37 protein-coding genes are annotated in these 23,090 nt (G+C 37.7%); 34 read left to right on the top strand and 3 right to left on the bottom strand.

What is annotated here, in order from left to right; translation table 11 throughout:
* Position 1 precedes the first annotated feature (1 nt).
* Together FCR2A7T_RS05805 and FCR2A7T_RS15190 are read left to right on the top strand one after the other, a co-directional pair.
* On the top strand, positions 2–691 hold the full coding sequence (locus FCR2A7T_RS05805; RefSeq protein WP_023570353.1) for a YjjG family noncanonical pyrimidine nucleotidase: 690 nt from the start codon (positions 2–4) through the stop codon (positions 689–691).
* Position 692: 1 nt separating this feature from the next.
* Entirely contained in the window at positions 693–1,391 is a 699-nt protein-coding gene (locus FCR2A7T_RS15190) for a hypothetical protein (RefSeq protein ID WP_023570352.1), read from the top strand.
* 12 nt (positions 1,392–1,403) lie between these two features.
* On the opposite strand, the gene FCR2A7T_RS05795 is transcribed toward FCR2A7T_RS15190, so the two are convergent.
* A complete protein-coding gene (locus FCR2A7T_RS05795) occupies positions 1,404–2,681 on the bottom strand; it encodes a replication-associated recombination protein A (protein WP_023570351.1) in 1,278 nt (425 codons plus the stop codon).
* Positions 2,682–2,901: 220 nt separating this feature from the next.
* Between FCR2A7T_RS05795 and FCR2A7T_RS05790 the strand changes: the two genes are divergently transcribed.
* Positions 2,902–3,699: a rhomboid family intramembrane serine protease gene (locus FCR2A7T_RS05790; RefSeq protein ID WP_023570350.1), complete on the top strand. Its 798-nt coding sequence runs from the start codon at positions 2,902–2,904 to the stop codon at positions 3,697–3,699.
* Positions 3,700–3,790: 91 nt separating this feature from the next.
* On the opposite strand, the gene rlmB is transcribed toward FCR2A7T_RS05790, so the two are convergent.
* A complete protein-coding gene (gene rlmB / locus FCR2A7T_RS05785; RefSeq protein ID WP_023570349.1) occupies positions 3,791–4,525 on the bottom strand; it encodes a 23S rRNA (guanosine(2251)-2'-O)-methyltransferase RlmB in 735 nt (244 codons plus the stop codon).
* 110 nt (positions 4,526–4,635) lie between these two features.
* Entirely contained in the window at positions 4,636–6,300 is a 1,665-nt protein-coding gene (locus FCR2A7T_RS05780) for an outer membrane protein (RefSeq protein ID WP_023570348.1), read from the bottom strand.
* A gap of 181 nt (positions 6,301–6,481) precedes the next feature.
* Here FCR2A7T_RS05780 and rpsL point away from each other — a divergent pair, with 181 nt between their 5' ends.
* The 31 genes from rpsL to FCR2A7T_RS05630 all read left to right on the top strand — a co-directional run bounded on the left by rpsL (position 6,482) and on the right by FCR2A7T_RS05630 (position 23,044).
* Complete coding sequence (rpsL, locus tag FCR2A7T_RS05775) at positions 6,482–6,865, top strand: 30S ribosomal protein S12 (RefSeq protein ID WP_007136570.1); 384 nt, start codon at positions 6,482–6,484, stop codon at positions 6,863–6,865.
* A gap of 24 nt (positions 6,866–6,889) precedes the next feature.
* On the top strand, positions 6,890–7,366 hold the full coding sequence (rpsG, locus tag FCR2A7T_RS05770) for a 30S ribosomal protein S7 (protein ID WP_023570347.1): 477 nt from the start codon (positions 6,890–6,892) through the stop codon (positions 7,364–7,366).
* A 10-nt stretch (positions 7,367–7,376) separates the two neighbouring features.
* Positions 7,377–9,533 (top strand): elongation factor G, encoded by a 2,157-nt coding sequence (fusA, locus tag FCR2A7T_RS05765; RefSeq protein ID WP_023570346.1) that lies wholly within the window; start codon positions 7,377–7,379, stop codon positions 9,531–9,533.
* 11 nt (positions 9,534–9,544) lie between these two features.
* The gene (gene rpsJ / locus FCR2A7T_RS05760; protein WP_023579610.1) at positions 9,545–9,850 is read left to right on the top strand and encodes a 30S ribosomal protein S10; all 306 of its coding nucleotides are present in this window, start codon (positions 9,545–9,547) and stop codon (positions 9,848–9,850) included.
* A gap of 110 nt (positions 9,851–9,960) precedes the next feature.
* Positions 9,961–10,578: a 50S ribosomal protein L3 gene (rplC, locus tag FCR2A7T_RS05755; protein ID WP_035117428.1), complete on the top strand. Its 618-nt coding sequence runs from the start codon at positions 9,961–9,963 to the stop codon at positions 10,576–10,578.
* Complete coding sequence (rplD, locus tag FCR2A7T_RS05750; protein WP_035117565.1) at positions 10,578–11,207, top strand: 50S ribosomal protein L4; 630 nt, start codon at positions 10,578–10,580, stop codon at positions 11,205–11,207. Before rplC ends, rplD begins: the two co-directional genes overlap by 1 nt.
* Before the next feature lie 6 nt (positions 11,208–11,213).
* Entirely contained in the window at positions 11,214–11,504 is a 291-nt protein-coding gene (rplW, locus tag FCR2A7T_RS05745; protein ID WP_023570342.1) for a 50S ribosomal protein L23, read from the top strand.
* A 5-nt stretch (positions 11,505–11,509) separates the two neighbouring features.
* A complete protein-coding gene (rplB, locus tag FCR2A7T_RS05740; RefSeq protein ID WP_023570341.1) occupies positions 11,510–12,334 on the top strand; it encodes a 50S ribosomal protein L2 in 825 nt (274 codons plus the stop codon).
* Positions 12,335–12,343: 9 nt separating this feature from the next.
* Entirely contained in the window at positions 12,344–12,622 is a 279-nt protein-coding gene (gene rpsS, locus FCR2A7T_RS05735; RefSeq protein WP_023570340.1) for a 30S ribosomal protein S19, read from the top strand.
* Between the two features lie 6 nt (positions 12,623–12,628).
* Entirely contained in the window at positions 12,629–13,039 is a 411-nt protein-coding gene (gene rplV, locus FCR2A7T_RS05730) for a 50S ribosomal protein L22 (protein WP_023570339.1), read from the top strand.
* Between the two features lie 5 nt (positions 13,040–13,044).
* On the top strand, positions 13,045–13,797 hold the full coding sequence (gene rpsC, locus FCR2A7T_RS05725; RefSeq protein ID WP_023570338.1) for a 30S ribosomal protein S3: 753 nt from the start codon (positions 13,045–13,047) through the stop codon (positions 13,795–13,797).
* Positions 13,798–13,815: 18 nt separating this feature from the next.
* Positions 13,816–14,235 carry a 50S ribosomal protein L16 gene (gene rplP, locus FCR2A7T_RS05720; protein WP_023570337.1) on the top strand — a complete coding sequence of 140 codons (420 nt, stop codon included), beginning with the start codon at positions 13,816–13,818 and terminating at the stop codon, positions 14,233–14,235.
* Between the two features lie 11 nt (positions 14,236–14,246).
* On the top strand, positions 14,247–14,438 hold the full coding sequence (rpmC, locus tag FCR2A7T_RS05715; protein ID WP_035117425.1) for a 50S ribosomal protein L29: 192 nt from the start codon (positions 14,247–14,249) through the stop codon (positions 14,436–14,438).
* 17 nt (positions 14,439–14,455) lie between these two features.
* Positions 14,456–14,713: a 30S ribosomal protein S17 gene (gene rpsQ, locus FCR2A7T_RS05710; RefSeq protein WP_023570336.1), complete on the top strand. Its 258-nt coding sequence runs from the start codon at positions 14,456–14,458 to the stop codon at positions 14,711–14,713.
* Between the two features lie 2 nt (positions 14,714–14,715).
* Positions 14,716–15,084: a 50S ribosomal protein L14 gene (rplN, locus tag FCR2A7T_RS05705; RefSeq protein ID WP_007803649.1), complete on the top strand. Its 369-nt coding sequence runs from the start codon at positions 14,716–14,718 to the stop codon at positions 15,082–15,084.
* 12 nt (positions 15,085–15,096) lie between these two features.
* Positions 15,097–15,411: a 50S ribosomal protein L24 gene (rplX, locus tag FCR2A7T_RS05700; protein WP_035117422.1), complete on the top strand. Its 315-nt coding sequence runs from the start codon at positions 15,097–15,099 to the stop codon at positions 15,409–15,411.
* Between the two features lie 2 nt (positions 15,412–15,413).
* Positions 15,414–15,965, top strand: coding sequence for a 50S ribosomal protein L5 (gene rplE, locus FCR2A7T_RS05695; RefSeq protein WP_035117421.1), 552 nt, complete (start codon positions 15,414–15,416; stop codon positions 15,963–15,965).
* A 3-nt stretch (positions 15,966–15,968) separates the two neighbouring features.
* Positions 15,969–16,238, top strand: coding sequence for a 30S ribosomal protein S14 (rpsN, locus tag FCR2A7T_RS05690; protein ID WP_023570333.1), 270 nt, complete (start codon positions 15,969–15,971; stop codon positions 16,236–16,238).
* A gap of 104 nt (positions 16,239–16,342) precedes the next feature.
* Positions 16,343–16,741: a 30S ribosomal protein S8 gene (gene rpsH / locus FCR2A7T_RS05685; protein WP_023570332.1), complete on the top strand. Its 399-nt coding sequence runs from the start codon at positions 16,343–16,345 to the stop codon at positions 16,739–16,741.
* A 15-nt stretch (positions 16,742–16,756) separates the two neighbouring features.
* Positions 16,757–17,299, top strand: a complete 543-nt coding sequence (gene rplF, locus FCR2A7T_RS05680; RefSeq protein WP_023570331.1) for a 50S ribosomal protein L6 — start codon at positions 16,757–16,759, stop codon at positions 17,297–17,299.
* A gap of 11 nt (positions 17,300–17,310) precedes the next feature.
* The gene (gene rplR / locus FCR2A7T_RS05675) at positions 17,311–17,661 is read left to right on the top strand and encodes a 50S ribosomal protein L18 (RefSeq protein WP_023570330.1); all 351 of its coding nucleotides are present in this window, start codon (positions 17,311–17,313) and stop codon (positions 17,659–17,661) included.
* A gap of 5 nt (positions 17,662–17,666) precedes the next feature.
* Positions 17,667–18,191, top strand: coding sequence for a 30S ribosomal protein S5 (gene rpsE / locus FCR2A7T_RS05670; protein WP_023570329.1), 525 nt, complete (start codon positions 17,667–17,669; stop codon positions 18,189–18,191).
* 12 nt (positions 18,192–18,203) lie between these two features.
* Positions 18,204–18,386: a 50S ribosomal protein L30 gene (gene rpmD / locus FCR2A7T_RS05665; RefSeq protein WP_035117419.1), complete on the top strand. Its 183-nt coding sequence runs from the start codon at positions 18,204–18,206 to the stop codon at positions 18,384–18,386.
* 11 nt (positions 18,387–18,397) lie between these two features.
* Positions 18,398–18,850: a 50S ribosomal protein L15 gene (gene rplO / locus FCR2A7T_RS05660; RefSeq protein ID WP_023570327.1), complete on the top strand. Its 453-nt coding sequence runs from the start codon at positions 18,398–18,400 to the stop codon at positions 18,848–18,850.
* Positions 18,851–18,864: 14 nt separating this feature from the next.
* Positions 18,865–20,211 carry a preprotein translocase subunit SecY gene (gene secY, locus FCR2A7T_RS05655; RefSeq protein ID WP_023570326.1) on the top strand — a complete coding sequence of 449 codons (1,347 nt, stop codon included), beginning with the start codon at positions 18,865–18,867 and terminating at the stop codon, positions 20,209–20,211.
* A gap of 5 nt (positions 20,212–20,216) precedes the next feature.
* Positions 20,217–20,432: a translation initiation factor IF-1 gene (gene infA / locus FCR2A7T_RS05650; protein WP_007136545.1), complete on the top strand. Its 216-nt coding sequence runs from the start codon at positions 20,217–20,219 to the stop codon at positions 20,430–20,432.
* A gap of 11 nt (positions 20,433–20,443) precedes the next feature.
* The gene (gene ykgO, locus FCR2A7T_RS14975; RefSeq protein WP_002987490.1) at positions 20,444–20,560 is read left to right on the top strand and encodes a type B 50S ribosomal protein L36; all 117 of its coding nucleotides are present in this window, start codon (positions 20,444–20,446) and stop codon (positions 20,558–20,560) included.
* Positions 20,561–20,562: 2 nt separating this feature from the next.
* On the top strand, positions 20,563–20,937 hold the full coding sequence (gene rpsM, locus FCR2A7T_RS05645; RefSeq protein WP_023570325.1) for a 30S ribosomal protein S13: 375 nt from the start codon (positions 20,563–20,565) through the stop codon (positions 20,935–20,937).
* Between the two features lie 11 nt (positions 20,938–20,948).
* The gene (gene rpsK / locus FCR2A7T_RS05640; RefSeq protein ID WP_023570324.1) at positions 20,949–21,332 is read left to right on the top strand and encodes a 30S ribosomal protein S11; all 384 of its coding nucleotides are present in this window, start codon (positions 20,949–20,951) and stop codon (positions 21,330–21,332) included.
* Between the two features lie 88 nt (positions 21,333–21,420).
* Positions 21,421–22,026, top strand: coding sequence for a 30S ribosomal protein S4 (gene rpsD, locus FCR2A7T_RS05635; RefSeq protein WP_023570323.1), 606 nt, complete (start codon positions 21,421–21,423; stop codon positions 22,024–22,026).
* 25 nt (positions 22,027–22,051) lie between these two features.
* The gene (locus FCR2A7T_RS05630) at positions 22,052–23,044 is read left to right on the top strand and encodes a DNA-directed RNA polymerase subunit alpha (RefSeq protein WP_035117417.1); all 993 of its coding nucleotides are present in this window, start codon (positions 22,052–22,054) and stop codon (positions 23,042–23,044) included.
* Positions 23,045–23,090 lie beyond the last annotated feature (46 nt).

Here is a 23,090-nt window from a genome sequence, read left to right as displayed (position 1 = left end):
AATGAAGTTTACCAATAAAACGGATATTTTTTTTGATTTAGATCATACGCTTTGGGATTTTGAACGCAATTCGGCGCTGACCTTCGAAAAAATTTTCAATTCGCACCATATTCAAGTCAGTCTGACCGAATTTCTCAAGCATTATGTTCCGGTAAATATGAAATACTGGGCTTTGTACCGTGAAGATAAAATCGATCAGGCTACCCTTCGTTACAAAAGATTAAAGGAGGTTTTCGATTTAGTGCCTTTTCAAGTGAGCGATGCCGATATTCATCTTATATCAGAAGAGTATATAAAATACCTGCCTACTTTTAATCATCTGTTTGATGGTGCTATAGAGGCTTTGGATTACCTGAAACCAAAGTACAATCTGCACATCATTACAAACGGATTTCAGGAAGTACAAAACGGAAAGCTGAAAAATGCCAAAATCGAACATTATTTTACTACGGTAACCAATTCGGAAATGGCAGGGGTTAAAAAACCAAATCCGAAAATTTTTGAATTTGCACTTCAGCTGGCTAAGGCTAAAAAAAGCAATAGCTTAATGGTGGGCGATAGTTTAGAGGCCGATATGGAAGGCGCTAAAAATATTGGGTTGGATGCTCTTTTTTTCAATGAAACCAAAACCGAGGAACCGCATAGTTTTCCTCAGATTTATCATCTTTCAGAATTAAAAAACATACTTTAAAATGAAAAAATATTTGTTACTGTTTGCCCTGTTGTTTTCATCGGTTGTTTTTTCACAAAATGTTACCGATTACAAATACATTATTGTTTCCTCTAAATTTAGTTTTTCAAAAGAGGTCAATAAATACAACCTGAATGCGTTAACAAAATCAGTTTTGGAAAAACAAGGGTATGAAGTCTATTACGACACCGATATTTTACCTCAGGATTTGGCTGAAAATCGATGTAAAGCGCTTTATGCTGATATGTTGGAAAACAACAATTTGCTTGTGACCAAAATTAAATTGCAATTGAAAGATTGTAAAAATCAGGTTGTTTATGTTTCGGGTGAAGGAACAAGTCGTGAAAAAGAGTATGCAAAAGCCTATGTTCAGGCATTTCGCGAAGTTGGAAAATCGCTTTCGGTTTTAAAAAGTAATCCAAAACAGGACATTTCCGAAAAAGAAATCGAAATGAAAATGGAAATGGAAAGTACTGTAGCCGCTACTGTGTTTTTTGCGCAACCTATTCCAAATGGTTTTCAATTAGTGGATACGACACCTAAGGTCGTGATGAAACTTTTTAAAACTTCGGCAAGCAATTTTTACATTGCTCAGAAAGATAGTCTGCAAGGCGTAGTGTTCAATAAAAACAATCAATGGTATTTTGAATATTACCAAAATGACAAGTTAGTATCAGAAAAAATGGAGATTAAATTTTAATCTCCATTTTTTTTAATAACCATATTTGTCTTCCCAGCGGTTTTTTAAAAACTGACGCAATTCGCGTTCTCGGGCATTATTTCCAGGATCATATAATTTTGTATTGGATAGTTCATCGGGTAAAAATTCCTGTTCGGCAAAATTGTTAGCGTAATCGTGCGCGTATTTGTATTCGTCCCCATACCCTAATTCTTTCATGAGTTTTGTAGGCGCATTGCGCAAATGTAGCGGCACCGGTAAATCGCCGGTTTGTTTTACGATTTGCTGTGCTTTTCCAATGGCCATGTAACTTGCATTACTCTTGGCAGAAGTTGCCAAATAAACCGCGCACTGACTCAAAATTATTCTGCTTTCCGGATAGCCGATGGTGGTTACGGCCTGAAAGGTATTGTTCGCCATAATTAAAGCCGTTGGGTTAGCGTTTCCGATATCTTCCGAAGCCAAAATCAACATTCTTCTGGCGATGAATTTCACGTCTTCGCCACCTTCAATCATTCGGGCCAGCCAATACACCGCACCATTCGGGTCGCTGCCGCGGATGGATTTTATAAACGCCGATACGATATCATAATGCTGTTCACCGGTTTTGTCGTACAACACCGTGTTTTTCTGCACCAATTGCATCACTTTTTCATTGGTGATTTCAATGGTTTCTGAATCGGAAGCATTCACAATCAATTCGAAAATGTTCAGCAGTTTTCGACCATCGCCCCCGGAAAGGCGTAACAAAGCTTCGGTTTCCTTGAGTTGGATGTCTTTCGTTTTAAGAATTACATCGGTTTCGATTGCCCTGTGCAGTAACGCTTCTAAATCGTCTTTTGAAAACGCATTCAGGATGTACACCTGACATCTTGACAATAAAGCGGGAATGACTTCAAAACTCGGATTCTCGGTTGTTGCACCAATTAGCGTTACCCATCCTTTTTCTACCGCTGCCAGTAAGGAATCCTGTTGCGATTTGCTGAAACGATGGATCTCGTCGATAAATAAAATAGGGTTTTTTGCCGTGAACAATCCGCCGCTTTGTTTGGCTTTGTCAATAACTTCACGAATGTCTTTCACGCCGGAGTTAATGGCGCTCAAAGTATAAAACGGCCGCTTGCTTTCCTGTGCCATAATCTGTGCCAGCGTGGTTTTTCCGGTTCCAGGAGGCCCCCATAAAATAAGAGATGGGATAATGCCACGGGCAATCTGATGGGTCAGTGAACCCTGTTCTCCCACTAAATGCGACTGACTGATGTATTCCGATAAATGCTGCGGACGAATGCGTTCGGCTAAAGGTGCTTCCATAGGTGTAAAAATACTATTTTTATGTGAAGCTAATCCAGCTCTACACTATATCTTTTTATCCAACAGAAAAAGTTGGATAAAAAGGATGCCGTTGCGATCTGGGCTATGGGAATTGTGGTAAAATGACGCCCTGTTTCTGATATTTGTCGTTAAGAAGTGACAAAACTTCATTAAATTGGTTTTGGATTTATTTTTGATAGCATTTCGTCAAATTCTACTTATGAAAGAAACCGATTTTAAATTTTCGACTTCCGTGATTGTCTGGCCGTTATTGTTTCTTTTGGCAATATGGGTGGTTTTTTGGTTTGAAATCCGTTTTAAGATGAGTTTGTATGATTTCGGAATTTATCCGAGAACGTTATCGGGGATGAAAGGGATTGTTTTCAGTCCGTTCCTGCATGGTGATTTGCAGCATATTTACAATAATTCCATTCCGATTTTTTTGTTGGTAATGGCTTTGCGCTATTTTTACCACGAACAGAGTCTGCAGGTTTTGGTTTTGGGTATTCTGATGTCGGGATTCGGCACATGGCTGATTGGGCGGGAAAGCATGCACATCGGCGCCAGTGGGTTGATTTACGTATTGGTGAGTTTTATGTTTTTTAAGGGAATGCAGTCGGGGTATTATCGTTTGGTGGCGTTGTCGCTCACGATTGTGGTGTTGTATGGTGGAACGGTGTGGTATCTTTTTCCGGGTCCGGAAGTGAATGTTTCCTGGGAAGGGCATTTGGCGGGATTCATCACCGGATTTTTATTGTCGTATTTTGTAAAAACGCAGGATTATCAGAAACCGATTAAATACGAGTGGGAACAACCTGACTTCGACCCGAGTCAGGATCCGTTTATGAAACATTTTGATGACAACGGGAATTTTGTACCCGCGCCCAAACCGGAACCAATTGCAGAACAGTTTTCGTATTTCATTTCCAATTTGCCGGTGGTGTATTTTATAACGGAGTCCAAAGAAGAAAATGGAACCCCAACTAGCCCCGATAGGACGGAAAGTTCCGAAACGTAGTGAAGGACTTGGAGGGATAGCGGGAAAGACGTCCATAAAAAAGCCCGAAACTTTCGCTTCGGACTTTTCTAATTCTTTTATTATTTCGAGATTAACTTCGCTGACGGATTGTTTCGTATAAAAACGCGCCACAAGCCACAGAAACATTCAGGGATCCGATTGTCCCAAACATTGGTAACTTCGCTTTTTCGTCAACGATTTTCAACACGGACGGATTCACACCGCGGTCTTCGCTTCCCATAATGATGGCAACGGGTTCGCTGAAATCGATATCGTAAATGTTTTGTTCTGTTTTTTCGGTGGCGGCCACGGTTTTGATTCCCGAACCCTGAAGGTAGAAAATCGCATCCTTAATATGATCCACTTTGCAAATCGGCACGTTGAAAACCGCTCCGGCAGAGGTTTTAACCGTGTCGCCGTTTACGGGAGCCGAACCTTGTTTTTGAACAATGATTCCGTCAACACCGGTACATTCGGCAGTTCTGATGATGGCGCCGAAATTACGGGCGTCGGACAATTGGTCTAAAATCAGGAACAATGGTTTTTTACCGCTTTCCATTACGCTTTCTACTAAAGTTTCCAGCGAAACGAAGGAAATAGGAGCAATGGTAGCCACGGCACCTTGGTGATTATTGGAGGTTAATCGGTTTAATTTTTCTACGGGAACATAGGAGAAATTGATGCTGTTTTTTTTCATCGTTTTCATCAAATCCTGCATCAAATCGCCTTGTGCGTCTTTCTGAATAAAAACTTTGTCAACTTCTTTTCCTGCGTTTATAGCCTCAATGATGGCTCTGATTCCGAATATTAGGTGTTCTTTTTCCATTTTGCAAAGATAATGTAAAGTTAGATTGTTAGATTGCCAGATTTTTGGATTTTTAGATTTATGTAGTGCTTTTCTAATAATCCAATAATCCAATGATTTAGAAATCCAATTTAAAAATTGGTTTTAAAGCTGATGTGAACTATCGAATTGGAAAGTTTTATGGCCTGCTCACCGGTACTTCCGTTGGCGTAAATTAAATTGAACAAGCCATTTTTAGTCAGCATTCCGAAGCCGAAACCGAGTCCGAGTAGATTGTCTTTTAAATTGGAGGATTTGTCCTGAAAATAGCCGTAATCGGTAATGGTGTGCACGTACATGCTGGGCGATAAAGTGTAGCGGTATTCGGCCATGATGCCGGAAAATAAACTCGCTTGCAAACTATTTTCACTGAAGCCCCGAATGGAATTGATGCCTCCGAAACGGTACAATTCATTAATGATGTAATTGTCGCTTTGCAGGTAAAAACTCTGATTTTTTACTGCGATGCTGTTTTTTTTGTTCAGATAGAAGTTATGATGAGCGTTGAGTTGGACGAAATACTGACTGTTGGTTTCGATTTTCGATTTTCGGTTTCCGATGCCGAATTTTAGAAACAGACTTGTTTTTTCCCGGAAAAGGAAATCATCGATATTGTAATCGGTGAACTCGTAGGAAGTTGTCCAAAACGAATTGGAATAACTGCTGATAAATGCATTGTTTGATTTTTGGATGTCGACCGATTCCGCGGACTGATACCCCAGATATACTTTGGAATTGTAACTGAAATAATAGCCGAGATTTAAATCGGTTGTCGTGTTTTGGAACGTACTGTCCTGTTTGAAAATTTTTAAATTCGCTTTGATGCCCAGCGGACTTTTGAAAATATAAGGCAGTTCTGCCCCGATGTTAAAGGTAGTTTGTTTCTTGCCGTCGCTTTTCCAATACAGATTTACTTTTTCTCCGGTGTTCAGGGCGTTGTTCAAAAGCAGGTCGAGATAACCGTTAAAACGGATGCCGGCATTTTCTTCGTTGGCAAAACCAATAAAACCATCGAATCGGTTGGCGCGCGTTTTTTCGAGATAGACATATACTTTTGTGCTGTCTTTGGTAAACAGGATTTCTGGATATTTGATTTGATTGACAAACGGAAGCGATTTGAAATTGCTGTTCAGTTGCTTAAGATTCTCCTGATTAAAAGCACGTTTTCGGTATTGTTTGGCAATGTTTCTACGGATGCCTTCCGGAAATTTGGTGTAGCCTACGATTACGATGTCGTTCAGGTTGCGTTTCTTTTCGGTTTTCAGTTTTAATGCTGCCGAAAAACGATTGCCATCTTTTTTATGATTTACCAATTGCAGTTCGCTTAGGGAATAGCCTTTTTGTTCCAGTTTGGCTAAATTGGAGTTCATGAAATTTTCTACCTGCGAAGTTTGGAGTTTTATCGTGTCGGAATTGAATTCAAGCAGTTTTTTTTCTTCTTCGGAAAGTGTACCTATATATATATGTATAAAGTTGGTTTGTTTTCCGACGGAATAATAAAAGACAAACGTGCTGTCGTTGACTTTCTTCTGATTTAGCAGTTGGCTTTCCAGATATCCTTTTTTAAAAAGCAATACTGAAAAATTATCGGTTTCTGCGAGTATGGATTTGGCGTTCTCGTGTTGTTTTTTGTATCCGATGCTGTCGATAATATTGGTCTCTTCAGATGAAATGCCTTCCAGTTTTAAATGCAGGTTTTGTGCTTTTGCGGAAAAGCAACAACTAAAAAGGAATAGTAAGGGAAAGAAATTTTTCAAAAGCCGGATTTGTTTCGGTAAAAATAACGTAAAAAACAGAAAAAAGTATCGTTAGGCGATGTGTTGATTAATGTAGTTGAAAATTAATGATTTATGGTTTGTTTTCTCGAAATTAATTTCTACATTTGCAACCCCGTAAAAAGCGGGAAATTTAAAAATAAGAAATTTTTAGTATTTAATTATGCCAACAATTCAACAATTAGTAAGAACAGGAAGAACTCAGATCACTAAGAAGAGTAAATCGGTTGCTTTAGATTCTTGTCCTCAAAGAAGAGGGGTTTGTACGCGTGTTTACACTACTACACCAAAAAAACCAAACTCGGCAATGCGTAAAGTTGCGCGTGTGCGTTTGACAAATGGTAACGAGGTAAATGCTTACATCCCAGGTGAAGGACACAATTTACAAGAGCACTCGATAGTATTAGTGCGAGGCGGAAGGGTAAAAGATTTACCAGGTGTTAGATATCATATCGTTCGTGGAGCGCTTGACACGTCAGGGGTTGCAGGAAGAACGCAAAGAAGATCTAAGTACGGTGCTAAACGCCCTAAAGAAGCTAAAAAGTAATTTAAAAACTTTTAAGAAAAAGACATGAGAAAAAGACAGGCCAAAAAAAGACCTCTTTTACCAGATCCAAGATTTAATGATCAATTGGTAACGCGTTTTGTAAACAACTTAATGTGGGATGGTAAAAAATCAACAGCTTTCAAAGTATTTTATGATGCAATTGACATCGTAGAAGCTAAAAAGCAAGATGCTGAAAAATCATCATTAGAAATCTGGAAAGATGCATTAACAAATGTTATGCCTCACGTAGAAGTTCGTTCCCGTCGTGTGGGTGGAGCTACATTCCAGATTCCAATGCAAATTCGTCCGGACAGAAAAATCTCTATGGCGATGAAATGGATGATTCTTTATGCAAGAAGAAGAAACGAAAAATCAATGGCAGGCAAATTGGCGTCTGAAATCTTAGCTGCGGCTAAAGAAGAGGGTGCTGCTGTTAAGAAAAGAATGGATACTCACAAAATGGCAGAAGCTAACAAAGCATTCTCTCACTTTAGATTTTAATTCATAAGAAATGGCTAGAGATTTAAAATACACAAGAAACATCGGGATTGCTGCTCACATTGATGCTGGTAAAACAACAACAACAGAGCGTATCTTGTTTTATACTGGAAAATCACACAAAATTGGTGAAGTACACGATGGTGCTGCAACAATGGACTGGATGGCACAAGAGCAAGAAAGAGGTATTACCATTACTTCTGCTGCTACAACTTGTGAGTGGAATTTCCCAACAGAGCAAGGCAAAGTATTGCCTGAATCTAAACCGTACCACTTTAATATTATCGATACCCCAGGACACGTTGACTTTACCGTAGAGGTAAACCGTTCGTTACGTGTATTGGATGGTTTGGTTTTCTTATTTTCTGCTGTTGATGGTGTTGAGCCTCAATCAGAAACTAACTGGAGACTTGCTGATCAATATAGAGTGCCTCGTATGGGATTCGTAAACAAAATGGACCGTCAGGGTTCTAACTTCTTGAACGTATGTCAGCAAGTTAGAGACATGTTAAAGTCTAATGCTGTTGCAATCACATTACCAATCGGTGAAGAAAATGACTTTAAAGGAGTAGTGGATTTAGTGAAAAATCAAGCTATCGTATGGCATGATGCTACACAAGGAGCTACTTTTGATATTGTTGACATCCCTGCTGATATGGTAGCGGAAGTTAAAGAATTCCGTTCTGCATTAATCGAAGCGGTTGCTGAGTATGATGAAAATCTACTTGACAAATACATGGAAGATGAAAACTCAATTACTGAGGAAGAAATCAACAATGCATTACGTGCTGCTACAATCGACATGGCAATCATTCCAATGATTTGTGGATCTTCTTTCAAAAACAAAGGAGTTCAGTTCATGTTAGATGCAGTTTGTAAATATTTACCATCTCCTTTGGATAAAGAAGGTATTCAAGGTATTCACCCTGATGATGCTGAATTATTAGAAGAAGATCAAACTAAAATTTTACGTCGTCCGGATGTAAAAGAGCCTTTCGCGGCTTTAGCGTTTAAAATTGCTACTGACCCTTATGTTGGTCGTTTAGCATTCTTCCGTGCTTACTCTGGACGTTTAGATGCAGGTTCTTATGTTTTGAACACTCGTTCTGGAAACAAAGAGCGTATCTCTCGTATTTACCAAATGCACGCGAACAAACAAAATCCAATCGAATATATTGAAGCTGGAGATATTGGAGCGGCTGTAGGATTTAAGGATATCAAAACTGGAGATACATTGTGTGATGAAAAAGCACCAATCATTCTTGAGTCAATGAAATTCCCTGATCCGGTAATTGGTATCGCGATTGAGCCTAAAACAAAAGCTGACGTAGATAAAATGGGTATGGCTTTAGCGAAATTGGCTGAAGAAGATCCTACGTTTACGGTTAGAACCGATGAGGCTTCAGGTCAAACGATTATCTCTGGTATGGGTGAGCTTCACTTGGATATCTTGGTAGATCGTATGAAGCGTGAATTCAAAGTTGAAGTAAACCAAGGTGAGCCTCAAGTGGAGTATAAAGAAGCTTTCACAAAAGCAGCACAACACAGAGAGACTTATAAAAAACAATCTGGTGGTCGTGGTAAATTCGGGGATATCGTTTTCCGTTTAGAGCCGGCTGATGAAGTGGATGGAAAACCAGCTGTAGGATTGCAATTCGTAAATGAAGTAAAAGGTGGAAACGTTCCTAAGGAATATATTCCAGCTGTTGAAAAAGGTTTCAAAGAAGCTATGAAAACAGGGCCTTTAGCCGGATATACTGTAGATAGTTTAAAAGTTACTTTGTTGGACGGATCTTTCCACCCTGTGGATTCTGATGCGCTTTCTTTTGAATTAGCAGCTAAAATGGGTTATAAAGAAGTAGCGAAAGCTGCAGGAGCTGTAATCCTTGAGCCAATCATGAAAATTGAAGTGATTACTCCAGAAGAAAATATGGGGGATATCGTAGGTGACTTAAACCGTCGTCGTGGTCAGGTAAATGATATGGGTGACAGAAATGGTGCTAAAACTATTAAGGCTAATGTGCCATTATCAGAAATGTTTGGGTATGTTACAACTTTAAGAACTTTATCTTCAGGTCGTGCGACTTCTACAATGGAATTCTCTCACTACGAGCAAACTCCATCTAACATTTCAGAAGAAGTAATCAAGAAAGCAAAAGGTAACGCTTAATTTTTAAGAAAATGAGTCAAAAAATCAGAATAAAATTAAAGTCTTACGATCACATGTTGGTTGATAAATCAGCTGAGAAGATTGTAAAAACTGTAAAAAGTACAGGTGCGGTAGTAACAGGACCAATTCCATTACCAACGCATAAAAAGATTTTCACTGTATTGCGTTCTCCGCACGTAAACAAAAAATCAAGAGAGCAATTTGAAGTGAGTTCATACAAGAGATTATTAGATATCTACTCATCTTCTTCAAAAACAATTGACGCTCTAATGAAATTAGAGTTGCCAAGTGGGGTAGAAGTAGAGATCAAAGTATAAGTATCACACTAAAAAGTAATTGGGCATTAAGTTTTGTTATTCAAAACTTAATGCCTACTTTTGCGCACTCTAAAAAAATATTTTAATTAGTAATTAATAATTAGTTTTATATGTCTGGGTTAATTGGAAAAAAAATCGGCATGACTAGTATCTTCGATGAGAACGGGAAAAACATTCCTTGTACTGTAATTGAAGCAGGTCCGTGTGTCGTTACCCAAGTCAGAACCAATGAGGTTGACGGGTATGAAGCGTTACAACTTGGTTTCGATGACAAAACAGAAAAACATGCTACTAAAGCTGACTTAGGTCACTTCAAGAAAGCCGGTACTTCTGCAAAAAAGAAAGTCGTTGAATTCCAGAATTATGTAACAGAACATAAGCTAGGTGATGTTATCACTGTAGAGCTTTTTGAAGAAGGGGAATTTGTAGATGTACAAGGTGTATCTAAAGGTAAAGGTTTCCAAGGGGTTGTTAAACGTCACGGTTTTGGTGGTGTTGGACAAGCTACTCATGGTCAGCACAACCGTTTAAGAGCGCCGGGTTCTGTTGGAGCTTCATCTTATCCGTCTAGAGTATTCAAAGGAATGCGTATGGCTGGAAGAATGGGAGGAGATAATGTAACAGTTCAAAACCTTAGAGTTTTAAAAGTAGTTGCTGAAAAGAACTTACTTGTTGTTAAAGGAGCGATTCCTGGATGCAAAAACTCTTACGTAATCATTCAGAAGTAATGGAAGTAAAAGTATTAGATATCAACGGAAAAGATACTGGGAGAAAAGTTCAACTTTCTGATTCAGTATTCGCAATTGAACCAAATAATCATGCGGTTTATCTTGATGTTAAACAATATTTAGCAAATCAAAGACAAGGTACTCACAAAGCTAAAGAAAGAGCTGAAGTTGCGGGAAGTACACGTAAGATTAAAAAACAAAAAGGAACGGGTACTGCTCGTGCAGGATCTGCTAAGAATCCTTTGTTTAAAGGTGGAGGTACAGTTTTTGGTCCAAGACCAAGAAGTTATTCTTTCAAATTGAACAAAACTTTAAAGAGATTAGCGCGTAAATCAGCTTTCTCAATGAAGATGAAAGAATCCAATTTAGTAGTTCTTGAAGACTTTACATTTGAAACTCCAAACACTAAAAATTTCATTAACGTATTGAAAGCTTTAGGGTTAGAAAACAAAAAATCTCTATTTGTGTTGGGTGATTCAAATAAAAATGTATATTTGTCATCTCGAAATTTAAAAGCGTCTAATGTTGTAACTACCTCTGAATTAAGTACTTACGCTATTTTAAATGCTAATAATTTGGTGCTTTTAGAGGGATCTTTAGAAGGAATTGAAGAAAATTTAAGCAAATAATAGGCCATGAGTATCATAATTAAACCTATCATTACTGAAAAAATTACCAAAGAGGGAGAAACTTTCAACCGCTTTGGTTTCGTTGTTGCTAAAAACGCAAACAAAATTCAAATCAAAAATGCTGTTGAAGCTGCTTTTGGTGTGAATGTAGTTGCTGTAAACACAATGAATTACAGAGCTGATAGATCGGTTAAATACACTAAGAGTGGTTTAATCAGTGGAAAGACTAATGCTTACAAAAAAGCGGTAGTACAAGTACAAGAAGGTGAAACAATAGATTTTTATAATAATATCTAATAAAAATGTCAGTTAGAAAATTAAAACCTATTACCCCGGGTCAGCGTTTTAGAGTTGTAAATAGCTTTGACACTATTACAACTGATAAGCCGGAGCGTTCATTGATCGCACCGAAAAAAAACTCTGGAGGTAGAAATAGTCAAGGAAAGATGACCATGCGTTATACGGGTGGTGGTCACAAGCAAAAGTATCGTTTAGTTGATTTTAAAAGAACTAAAGTGGGAGTTCCTGCTACGGTTAAAACTATCGAATACGATCCAAACCGTTCAGCGTTTATTTCGTTGTTGCACTATGCAGATGGTGCTAAAACGTATATCATCGCGCAAAATGGTTTACAAGTAGGACAAACTGTAGTTTCTGGTCCTGAATCAGCACCGGAAATTGGTAATACTTTACCGTTAAGTAAAATTCCTCTAGGTACTGTTATTTCTTGTATCGAATTAAGACCAGGTCAAGGTGCGGTTATCGCACGTTCAGCTGGAACTTTCGCTCAGTTAATGGCAAGAGACGGAAAATATGCTACAATCAAAATGCCTTCAGGCGAGACAAGATTAATCTTGTTGACCTGTTCAGCGACAATTGGAGCAGTTTCTAACTCAGATCACCAATTAGTTGTATCAGGTAAGGCTGGTAGATCTAGATGGTTAGGTAGAAGACCAAGAACTAGACCGGTAGCAATGAACCCTGTTGATCACCCAATGGGAGGTGGTGAAGGACGTTCTTCAGGAGGTCACCCACGTTCAAGAAAAGGTTTACCTGCTAAAGGCTATAGAACTCGTTCTAAAGTTAACCCGAGTAATAAGTATATCGTAGAACGTAGAAAGAAATAATAAGTAGATATGGCACGTTCATTAAAAAAAGGACCTTTTGTTCACTTTAAGTTAGAGAAAAAAGTTCAGGAAAATATCGAAAAAGGTAACAAAGGAGTGGTAAAGACTTGGTCTAGAGCTTCAATGATTACTCCGGATTTTGTTGGACAAACTATCGCAGTTCACAACGGTCGTCAATTTGTACCTGTTTACGTTACAGAAAACATGGTAGGTCATAAATTAGGAGAATTTTCACCAACAAGATCATTTAGAGGTCATGCCGGTGCAAAAAATAAAGGTAAAAAATAAGAAGCTATGGGAGTTCGTAAAAGAGAAACAGCTGATGCAAGAAAAGAGGCTAATAAGTCTATTGCTTTTGCAAAATTGAATAACTGCCCTACTTCACCTAGAAAAATGCGCTTAGTTGCAGATTTAGTAAGAGGTCAGAAAGTGGAAAAAGCACTTAACATCTTAAGATTCAGTTCTAAAGAAGCTTCTCGTAAATTAGAGAAATTGTTGTTATCAGCAATTGCTAACTGGCAAGCTAAGAACGCAGATTCTAATATGGAAGAAGCAGGATTATTTGTTAAAACGATTACAGTTGATGGTGGAATGATGTTGAAAAGACTTCGTCCAGCGCCACAAGGTCGTGCACACAGAATCAGAAAACGTTCTAACCACGTAACAATCGTGATTGGAGATAATAATAACACACAAAGCAATTAATAAAGATGGGACAAAAGACAAATCCAATCGGAAATCGCCTTGGTATCATCAGAGGATGGGATTCTAACTGGTATGGTGGAAATGACTACGGTGATAAACTTGCCGAAGACCACAAAATCAGAAAGTACATTCATGCTCGTTTATCAAAAGCTAGTGTATCTAAAGTAATCATCGAGAGAACTTTGAAACTTGTAACCGTTACTATCACTACTGCCAGACCAGGTATCATTATCGGGAAAGGTGGCCAAGAGGTAGACAAGTTAAAAGAAGAACTTAAGAAAATTACTGACAAAGAGGTTCAAATTAACATCTTTGAAATCAAAAGACCTGAACTTGATGCTTACTTAGTAGGTACAAGTATCGCTCGTCAGATTGAAAGTCGTATTTCTTACAGACGTGCAATTAAAATGGCTATTGCTGCTGCTATGCGTATGAACGCGGAAGGTATCAAAGTTATGATTTCTGGTCGTTTGAACGGCGCTGAAATGGCACGTTCAGAAATGTTCAAAGAAGGACGTATTCCTCTATCAACTTTCAGAGCTGACATCGATTATTCACTTGCAGAAGCACATACTACTTACGGTAGAATGGGTATCAAAGTGTGGATCATGAAAGGCGAAGTGTATGGTAAAAGAGATCTTTCTCCACTTGTTGGTATGGACAAAAAACAAGCCGGAGGTAAAGGTGGTGACTCTTCTAGAGGAGATCGCAAGCCTTTCAACAAAGGAGGAAAACCAGACGCTCGTAAAAGAAAGTAAATTTTAAACTAAAGAAAAATGTTACAGCCTAAAAGAACAAAATACCGTAAGGTACAAAAAGGTAGAATGAAAGGCATTTCTCAAAGAGGACATGAACTTTCTAATGGAATGTTTGGTATTAAATCTTTAGATTCATCTTTTATTACTTCTCGTCAAATCGAAGCTGCACGTATCGCGGCAACTCGTTATATGAAAAGAGAAGGTCAATTATGGATTAAAATATTTCCAGACAAGCCTATCACAAAGAAACCTCTTGAGGTACGTATGGGTAAAGGTAAAGGTGCAGTTGAATACTGGGCAGCCGTTGTTAAACCAGGTAGAATTATGTTTGAAGTAGGAGGAGTTCCTTTGTCCGTTGCAAAAGAGGCGTTACGTCTTGCAGCACAAAAGATGCCTGTTAAAACTAAGTTTATCGTTGCTAGAGATTTCGAAGCATAATCAATTTTATTATGAAACAATCAGAAATTAAAGATCTATCTGCAGCTGAGTTACAAGGACAACTTAGTCAGTTAAAGAAGACATATGCCGACCTAAAAAACGCTCACGCGATTTCTCCAATTGAGAACCCATTACAGTTAAGAGCTGTAAGAAGATCAATTGCTAGAGTTGCGACTGAGATAACTAAAAGAGAGTTACTATAATTGTATTCTTCTGAAAGATGGAAAAAAGAAATTTAAGAAAAGAAAGAATTGGTGTAGTTACTAGCAACAAAATGGAGAAATCTATTGTTGTTTCTGAAACTAGAAGAGTAAAACACCCATTATACGGTAAGTTCGTGTTAAAAACTAAGAAATATGTTGCGCACGACGAAACAAACGATTGCAATATTGGCGATACAGTAAAGATCATGGAAACACGACCTTTATCAAAATCAAAATGTTGGAGATTAGTTGAAATCATTGAAAGAGCGAAGTAATTATGGTACAACAGGAATCGAGATTAAAAGTAGCAGATAACACAGGAGCGAAAGAAGTTCTTACAATCCGTGTTTTAGGAGGAACGAAACGTCGTTATGCCTCTGTTGGAGATAAAATTGTAGTATCTATTAAAGATGCAACACCTAACGGAAACGTTAAAAAAGGTGCTGTTTCTACTGCAGTTGTTGTACGTACCAAAAAAGAAGTGAGAAGAGCCGATGGTTCATACATCAGATTTGACGATAACGCATGCGTATTGTTAAATGCTGCTGGTGAAATGAGAGGAACTCGTGTTTTTGGTCCTGTAGCAAGAGAACTTCGTGAAAAACAATTCATGAAAATTGTATCATTAGCACCAGAAGTGCTTTAATTCGTTTAGACAATGATAAAGCTAAAAGTAAAATCTGGAGACGTGGTAAAAGTTATCGCAGGTGACCATAAAGGTGCTGAAGGTAAAATTTTACGTGTTCTTCGCGAGAAAAACAAAGCGGTAGTTGAAGGGGTAAACATGGTTTCGAAACATACAAAACCAAGTGCTAAAAACCCTCAAGGTGGTATCGTTAAAAAAGAAGCTCCTATCCATATTTCTAACATCGCTTTAATTGATCCTAAAACTAAGTCAGCGACTAAGGTTGGGGTTAAAGTTGAAGGAGATAAGAAAGTGAGAGTTTCTAAAAAATCTAATCAAGTATTATAGTCATGACTTATATACCTAGACTAAAAGAAGAATATAAGAGCAGAGTAATTGCTGCTCTTACAGAAGAGTACGGTTACAAAAACGTGATGCAGGTTCCTAAACTTGAAAAGATCGTTATTAGCCGTGGTGTTGGTGCAGCTGTTTCTGATAAGAAATTAGTAGATCACGCTGTAGAAGAGTTAACAAAAATTACAGGTCAAAAAGCTGTAGCTACTATCTCTAAGAAAGACGTTGCGTCGTTCAAATTGAGAAAAGGGATGCCGATTGGAGCTAAAGTAACATTACGTGGAGAAAGAATGTATGAATTCTTAGATCGTTTGATTACTTCTGCCTTACCACGAGTAAGAGATTTCAGCGGTATTAAAGCTACTGGTTTTGACGGAAGAGGAAACTATAACTTAGGTGTACTGGAGCAAATCATTTTCCCTGAAATTGATATTGATAAAGTAAACAAAATTTCTGGTTTCGATATTACGTTTGTAACTTCTGCTGACACCGATAAAGAAGCGAAGTCATTATTAGCACAATTAGGTTTACCTTTTAAAAAGAATTAAGTTATGGCTAAAGAATCAATGAAAGCCCGCGAGGTAAAAAGACAAGCGATGGTTGACAAGTATGCTGAAAAAAGAAAAGCTTTATTAGAAGCTGGAGATTATGAAGGCCTACAAAAGTTACCAAAGAATGCTTCTCCAGTTCGTTTACACAACCGTTGTAAATTAACAGGAAGACCAAGAGGGTACATGCGTCAATTCGGTATTTCACGTGTAACTTTCCGTGAAATGGCTAATAATGGACTGATTCCAGGAGTTAAAAAAGCTTCTTGGTAATCTCGTAATAAGTTATTACTTTTGCGAACTAAAAAATAATTTTAATTGATTGAAGGTTCGATAGGCGAGTGCCTATCGAAAACCACAATCGCAATTTTATACATATGTATACAGATCCTATTGCAGATTTTTTGACAAGAATCAGAAATGCAGTGCGTGCTAACCACAAAGTGGTTGAGATTCCTGCTTCTAATTTAAAAAAAGAAATCACAAAGATTTTATTCGATCAAGGATATATCTTGAGTTACAAATTCGATGACAGTTCTGTTCAAGGAACTATCAAAATTGCTCTTAAGTACGACAAAGAAACTAAAGAGTCTGTAATCAAAGATATCCAAAGAATTAGTAAACCAGGTTTGCGTAAGTACGCTGGTGCTGCTAAACTACCTAGAATCTTAAATGGTTTAGGTATTGCTATTGTTTCTACATCAAAAGGATTGATGACCGGAAAACAAGCTAAGCAATTGAATGTTGGTGGTGAAGTTATTTGTTACGTATACTAATAAAAAGACTTAGTAATGTCAAGAATAGGTAAAAATCCAATTGCAATTCCAGCAGGCGTAACTGTAGAAGTTAAAGATGCTGTAGTTACAGTAAAAGGTAAATTAGGAGAACTAACTCAAGAGTTTTCAGATGTAACTGTTAAACTTGAAGAAGGTCAGGTAATCGTGGAAAGATCTTCAGATCAAAAAGATCACAGATCAAAACACGGTTTATACAGAGCTTTGATCAACAACATGATTGTTGGTGTTTCCGAAGGTTTCACTAAAGAATTAGAATTAGTGGGAGTAGGTTATAGAGCGGCTAACCAAGGTCAAAAATTGGATATCGCTTTAGGTTTCTCTCACAATATCGTTCTTGAAGTGGTTCCTGAAGTAAAAGTGGAAACAGTTTCTGAGAAAGGTAAGAACCCAATCATTAAACTAGCGTCACACGACAAACAACTTTTAGGACAAGTTGCAGCGAAAATCAGAGGTTTCCGTAAGCCAGAGCCGTACAAAGGAAAAGGAGTTAAGTTTGTGGGTGAAGTATTAAGAAGAAAAGCAGGTAAATCAGCTTAAAAACTAAGACTATGTCATTAACAAAATCTGATAGAAGACAGAGAATACAGTACAGAATTAGAAAAATCGTTAGCGGAACTGCTGCGAAACCTCGTTTGTCTGTATTCAGAAGTAACAAAGAAATCTATGCGCAAATCATAGATGACGTAAACGGTGTAACTTTAGCTGCTGCCTCTTCAAGAGAAGCTGGTATTACTAAAGGAACTAAAATAGAAACGGCTGCATCAGTTGGGAAACTAATCGCAGAGAAGGCTTTGAAAGCTGGTATCGAAACCATCACTTTTGACAGAGGTGGAAACTTATACCACGGACGTGTTAAATCATTAGCTGACGGCGCTAGAGAAGCTGGACTTAAATTCTAAGAATTATGTATCATAATTATAAAAACGTAGAACTGGTAAAACCGAGTGGTCTTGAATTGAAAGATCGTTTGGTTAGTGTGAATCGTGTTACTAAAGTTACAAAAGGTGGTAGAGCTTTCGGTTTTTCTGCAATTGTAGTGGTAGGTGATGAAAACGGTGTTGTAGGTCACGGTTTAGGAAAATCGAAAGACGTTTCTGAAGCAATTGCGAAAGCGGTAGAAGATGCTAAGAAAAACTTGGTGAGAATTCCTTTAAGTGGTCAGTCAGTACCTCACGAACAAAAAGGTAAATTTGGTGGAGCAAGAGTATTGTTGATGCCCGCTTCTCATGGTACAGGAGTAATTGCCGGTGGTGCAGTTCGTTCGGTATTGGAGTCTGTAGGTATTCACGACGTATTGTCGAAATCTCAAGGTTCATCTAACCCTCACAATGTTGTTAAAGCTACTTTCGATGCTTTATTACAAATGAGAAGTGCGCATTCTGTTGCAAAACAAAGAGGTATTTCTTTAGAAAAAGTATTCAAAGGTTAATTCAAGGAAATTATGGCAAAAATAATAGTAAAACAAGTTAAAAGTCAAATCAACTGCCCTCTTACTCAAAAGAGAACATTGGTGGCTTTGGGTCTTAAAAGATTAGGACAAACTGTAGAGCATGATGCAAATTCTGCTATCCTTGGAATGGTAAATAAAGTTAAACACTTGGTTTCTGTTGAAGAAACTAAATAACATTAATAGTTATGAATTTAAGTAACTTACAACCGGCTGAAGGGTCAACTCACAATCAAAACAAAAGATTAGGTAGAGGAGAAGGTTCTGGTAAAGGTGGTACTGCTGCACGTGGTCACAAAGGAGCAAAATCTCGTTCTGGTTATTCTAAAAAGATTGGATTTGAAGGAGGTCAGATGCCGCTTCAAAGACGTGTACCTAAGTTTGGTTTCAAAAACATCAACCGTGTAGCGTATCAAGGGGTAAACCTTTCTGCATTACAGTTGCTTGTGGATAACGGAATTGTTACCGATACTGTGGATTTCGCAGTATTAGTAGAAAACCGTTTGGCAACCAAAAATGAGCTTGTAAAGATATTAGGAGGAGGAGAGCTTAAAACAAAATTAAAAGTAACTGCTCACAAATTTACTGCGACTGCAAAAGCGGCTATCGAGGCTGCAGGTGGAGAAGCTGTAACTTTATAAACTAATATACCAAGATGAAGAAGTTTATAGAATCGTTTGTCAATGTTTGGAAAATAGAAGAATTAAAAAATAAAATTTTAATTACTTTAGGAATGTTGGTTGTGTACCGTTTCGGTGCTCAGGTAACTTTACCAGGGATTGACGCTACTAAATTGCAAAATTTATCGACTCAAACTGATCAAGGTATAGGATGGTTAATCAATGTATTTACAGGTGGTGCGTTTTCGCAAGCATCTGTATTTGCATTGGGTATCATGCCATATATTTCTGCGTCTATCGTAGTGCAATTAATGGGTATTGCTATCCCTTATTTGCAAAAATTGCAAAAAGACGGAGAAAGTGGTAGAAAGAAAATTAACCAAATCACAAGATGGTTAACAATCGGTATTACCTTATTGCAGGGTCCTGGTTATATCTATAACCTGTACAAGCAATTACCGGGTGATGCATTCTTATTAGGATTCAGTTCCTTCTCATTCTTATTCTCTTCTGTAATTATTTTAACTACAGGGACAATATTTGCAATGTGGTTGGGAGAAAAAATCACTGATAAAGGAATCGGAAACGGAATTTCGTTGTTGATTATGGTTGGAATCTTAGCGCGTTTGCCGCAGGCATTCATTCAGGAATTCTCTTCCCGTGTATCAGAAAACAACGGAGGACCTATGTTAATTGTTATAGAGGTAATCATTTGGTTGTTAATCATTATTGCTTGTATCTTATTGACTATGGCTGTTAGAAAAATACCGGTTCAGTACGCAAGACGTACTACAGCGGGTGATTTCGAACAGGATGCAATGGGAGGTAACAGACAGTGGATTCCGTTAAAGCTGAATGCTTCCGGAGTTATGCCGATTATCTTTGCACAGGCAATTATGTTTATTCCTGCTGCAGTAGCTGGTTTGTCTACTTCAGACGCCGCTCAGACTATTACTACCAGCTTCCAAAACATCTTTGGATGGCAGTATAATTTAGTTTTTGCTTTGTTAATCATAATTTTTACTTACTTTTACACCGCGATTACGGTACCTACCAATAAAATGGCCGACGATTTAAAGCGTAGCGGAGGTTTTATTCCAGGTGTAAAACCGGGTGTGGAAACAGGTGATTATCTTGATAAAATCATGTCATTACTAACCTTTCCGGGCTCTTTATTCCTTGCTTTGATTGCTGTGTTCCCAGCTATTGCGGTAAGTCTGATTGGAGTTCAACAAGGATGGGCAATGTTTTATGGCGGAACATCATTGTTAATTATGGTGGGAGTTGCAATTGATACTATTCAGCAAATCAATTCGTATTTACTGAATAAGCATTATGACGGATTGATGAAAAGCGGTAAGAACAGAAAAGCAGTAGCTTAATTTTTATGGCAAAACAATCAGCAATAGAACAAGACGGATCAATCATTGAAGCATTGTCAAATGCGATGTTCCGTGTAGAATTAGAAAATGGACATATAGTAATTGCTCATATTTCCGGTAAAATGCGAATGCATTACATCAAATTATTACCTGGTGATAAAGTGAAATTGGAAATGAGCCCTTACGATTTGTCAAAAGCAAGAATTACTTATAGATACTAAAGGCTATTAAAATGAAAGTAAGAGCATCAGTTAAAAAAAGAAGTGCCGAGTGCATTATCGTGCGTAGAAAAGGAAGATTATACGTTATAAACAAAAAGAATCCTAGATTTAAACAAAGACAAGGATAATTATGGCAAGAATAGCAGGGGTAGATATCCCAAAAAACAAAAGAGGAGTTATTGCTTTAACCTATATCTTCGGAATTGGTAGTAGCAGAGCGAAAGATATCTTAGCAAAAGCTAACGTTAGCGAAGATAAAAAAGTTCAAGACTGGAATGATGACGAGATCGGAGCAATCCGTGATGCTGTTTCTTATTTCAAAATTGAAGGTGAATTGCGTTCTGAAATTTCATTAAACATCAAACGTTTAATGGATATCGGATGTTACAGAGGAATCCGTCACAGATCTGGTCTTCCGTTAAGAGGACAAAGAACTAAGAACAATTCCAGAACAAGAAAAGGTAAAAGAAAAACTGTTGCTAACAAGAAAAAAGCAACTAAATAATAAGTAGTAGTATGGCTAAGGCAAGTACAAAAAAACGTAAAGTTATCGTTGAATCAACGGGCGAAGCACATATTAATGCGACTTTTAACAACATCATCATCTCGTTAACTAACAAGAAAGGTGAAGTTATTTCTTGGTCTTCAGCTGGTAAAATGGGCTTTAGAGGTTCTAAAAAGAACACTCCATATGCAGCTCAGATGGCCGCAGAAGATTGTAGCAAAGTAGCGTTAGAAGCTGGTCTTAAAAAAGTAAAAGTTTACGTTAAAGGTCCAGGAAATGGTAGAGAATCTGCCATCAGATCACTTCACAACGGAGGAATTGAAGTTACCGAAATTATCGATGTAACTCCAATGCCGCACAACGGATGTCGTCCTCCAAAAAGAAGAAGAGTTTAATATTTTATAGTATAACCAAGGTAGGAACAAAAGATTATCGGAGGATAAGACCTGAATTCATAATCCCTACCTTTTTTAATTTTTAGCAATGGCAAGATATACTGGTCCAAAAACAAAAATTGCTCGTAAATTTGGCGAAGCAATCTTCGGAGATGATAAAGCCTTCGAAAAAAGAAATTACCCTCCAGGGCAACATGGTTTGGCAAAAAAGAGAGGTAAAAAATCTGAATACGCTGTTCAGTTAATGGAAAAGCAAAAAGCTAAATATACGTACGGTATTTTAGAAAAACAATTCAGAAACTTATTCGAAAAAGCAGCTGCCTCTAAAGGTGTAACAGGTGAAATCCTTTTACAACTTTGTGAATCGCGTTTAGACAACGTAGTGTACAGAATGGGTATTGCTCCTTCTCGTCGTGCGGCTCGTCAAATCGTAGCTCACAGACACGTAACTGTAAACGGTGAAAATGTAAATATCCCGTCTTACCACCTTAAACCAGGTGACAAAGTTGCAGTTCGTGAAAAATCAAAATCTCTTGAGGCTATCGAACGTTCGTTATCTAATTCTAGCGCTGTTTACGAATGGATTACTTGGAATAATGATACTAAAGAAGGTACTTTTGTTTCTGTACCTCAAAGACTTCAGATTCCGGAAAACATTAAAGAGCAGTTAATCGTAGAGTTGTACAACAAATAATAATTAGACATCAGTCGAAATAAATATGGCAATATTTAATTTTCAAAAGCCCGATAAAGTTATCATGATCGATTCAACTGACTTCGAAGGTAAATTCGAATTCAGACCTCTTGAGCCCGGTTATGGATTGACTGTTGGTAACGCATTAAGACGCGTTTTGCTTTCTTCTTTGGAAGGTTATGCAATTACTTCAGTACGTATCGAAGGTGTTGAGCATGAGTTCTCTACCATCTCTGGAGTGGTTGAAGATGTTACGGAAATTATCCTTAACCTTAAGCAAGTACGTTTCAAACGTCAGATTGAGGATATCGATAACGAATCTGTTTCTATCTCTTTCTCAGGTAAAGACCAATTAACTGCAGGTGATTTTCAAAAATACATCTCCGGTTTCCAGGTTTTAAATCCAGATTTAGTAATCTGTAATCTTGATGGTAAAATTACCATTAATATGGAATTGACTATCGAGAAAGGTCGTGGTTATGTACCGGCTGAAGAAAACAAAAAGCAAAATGCCGCAATAGGAACTATTTTTACAGACTCTATCTATACTCCGGTAAAGAATGTAAAATATTCAATTGAAAACTTCCGTGTGGAACAAAAAACTGACTACGAAAAGTTAGTTTTCGAAATCATCACTGACGGTTCAATTCATCCTAAAGATGCCTTGACAGAAGCAGCTAAAACATTGATTCACCACTTTATGTTGTTTTCTGACGAAAGAATTACACTTGAGGCTGATGAAATTGCTCAAACTGAATCATATGATGAAGAGTCATTGCACATGAGACAATTGCTTAAAACTAAGCTTGTTGATATGGACTTGTCAGTAAGAGCATTAAATTGTTTGAAAGCGGCTGAAGTTGAAACACTTGGCGATTTAGTATCATTCAATAAAAATGATTTAATGAAGTTCCGTAACTTCGGTAAAAAGTCATTAACAGAGTTAGACGAATTAGTTGCTGTTAAAGGTTTGAATTTCGGAATGGATTTGGCTAAATACAAATTAGATAAAGAATAAATTACTTCATATTTTGCGCTCCCTAGAGGATTGAAGCAAGATGAAG

The sequence above is a fragment of the Flavobacterium cauense R2A-7 genome, from assembly GCF_000498475.1.
GTDB lineage: Bacteria > Bacteroidota > Bacteroidia > Flavobacteriales > Flavobacteriaceae > Flavobacterium > Flavobacterium cauense.
The sequence above is the reverse complement of the archived record's forward strand: the minus strand, read 5'-3'. Positions and strand labels throughout refer to the sequence as shown.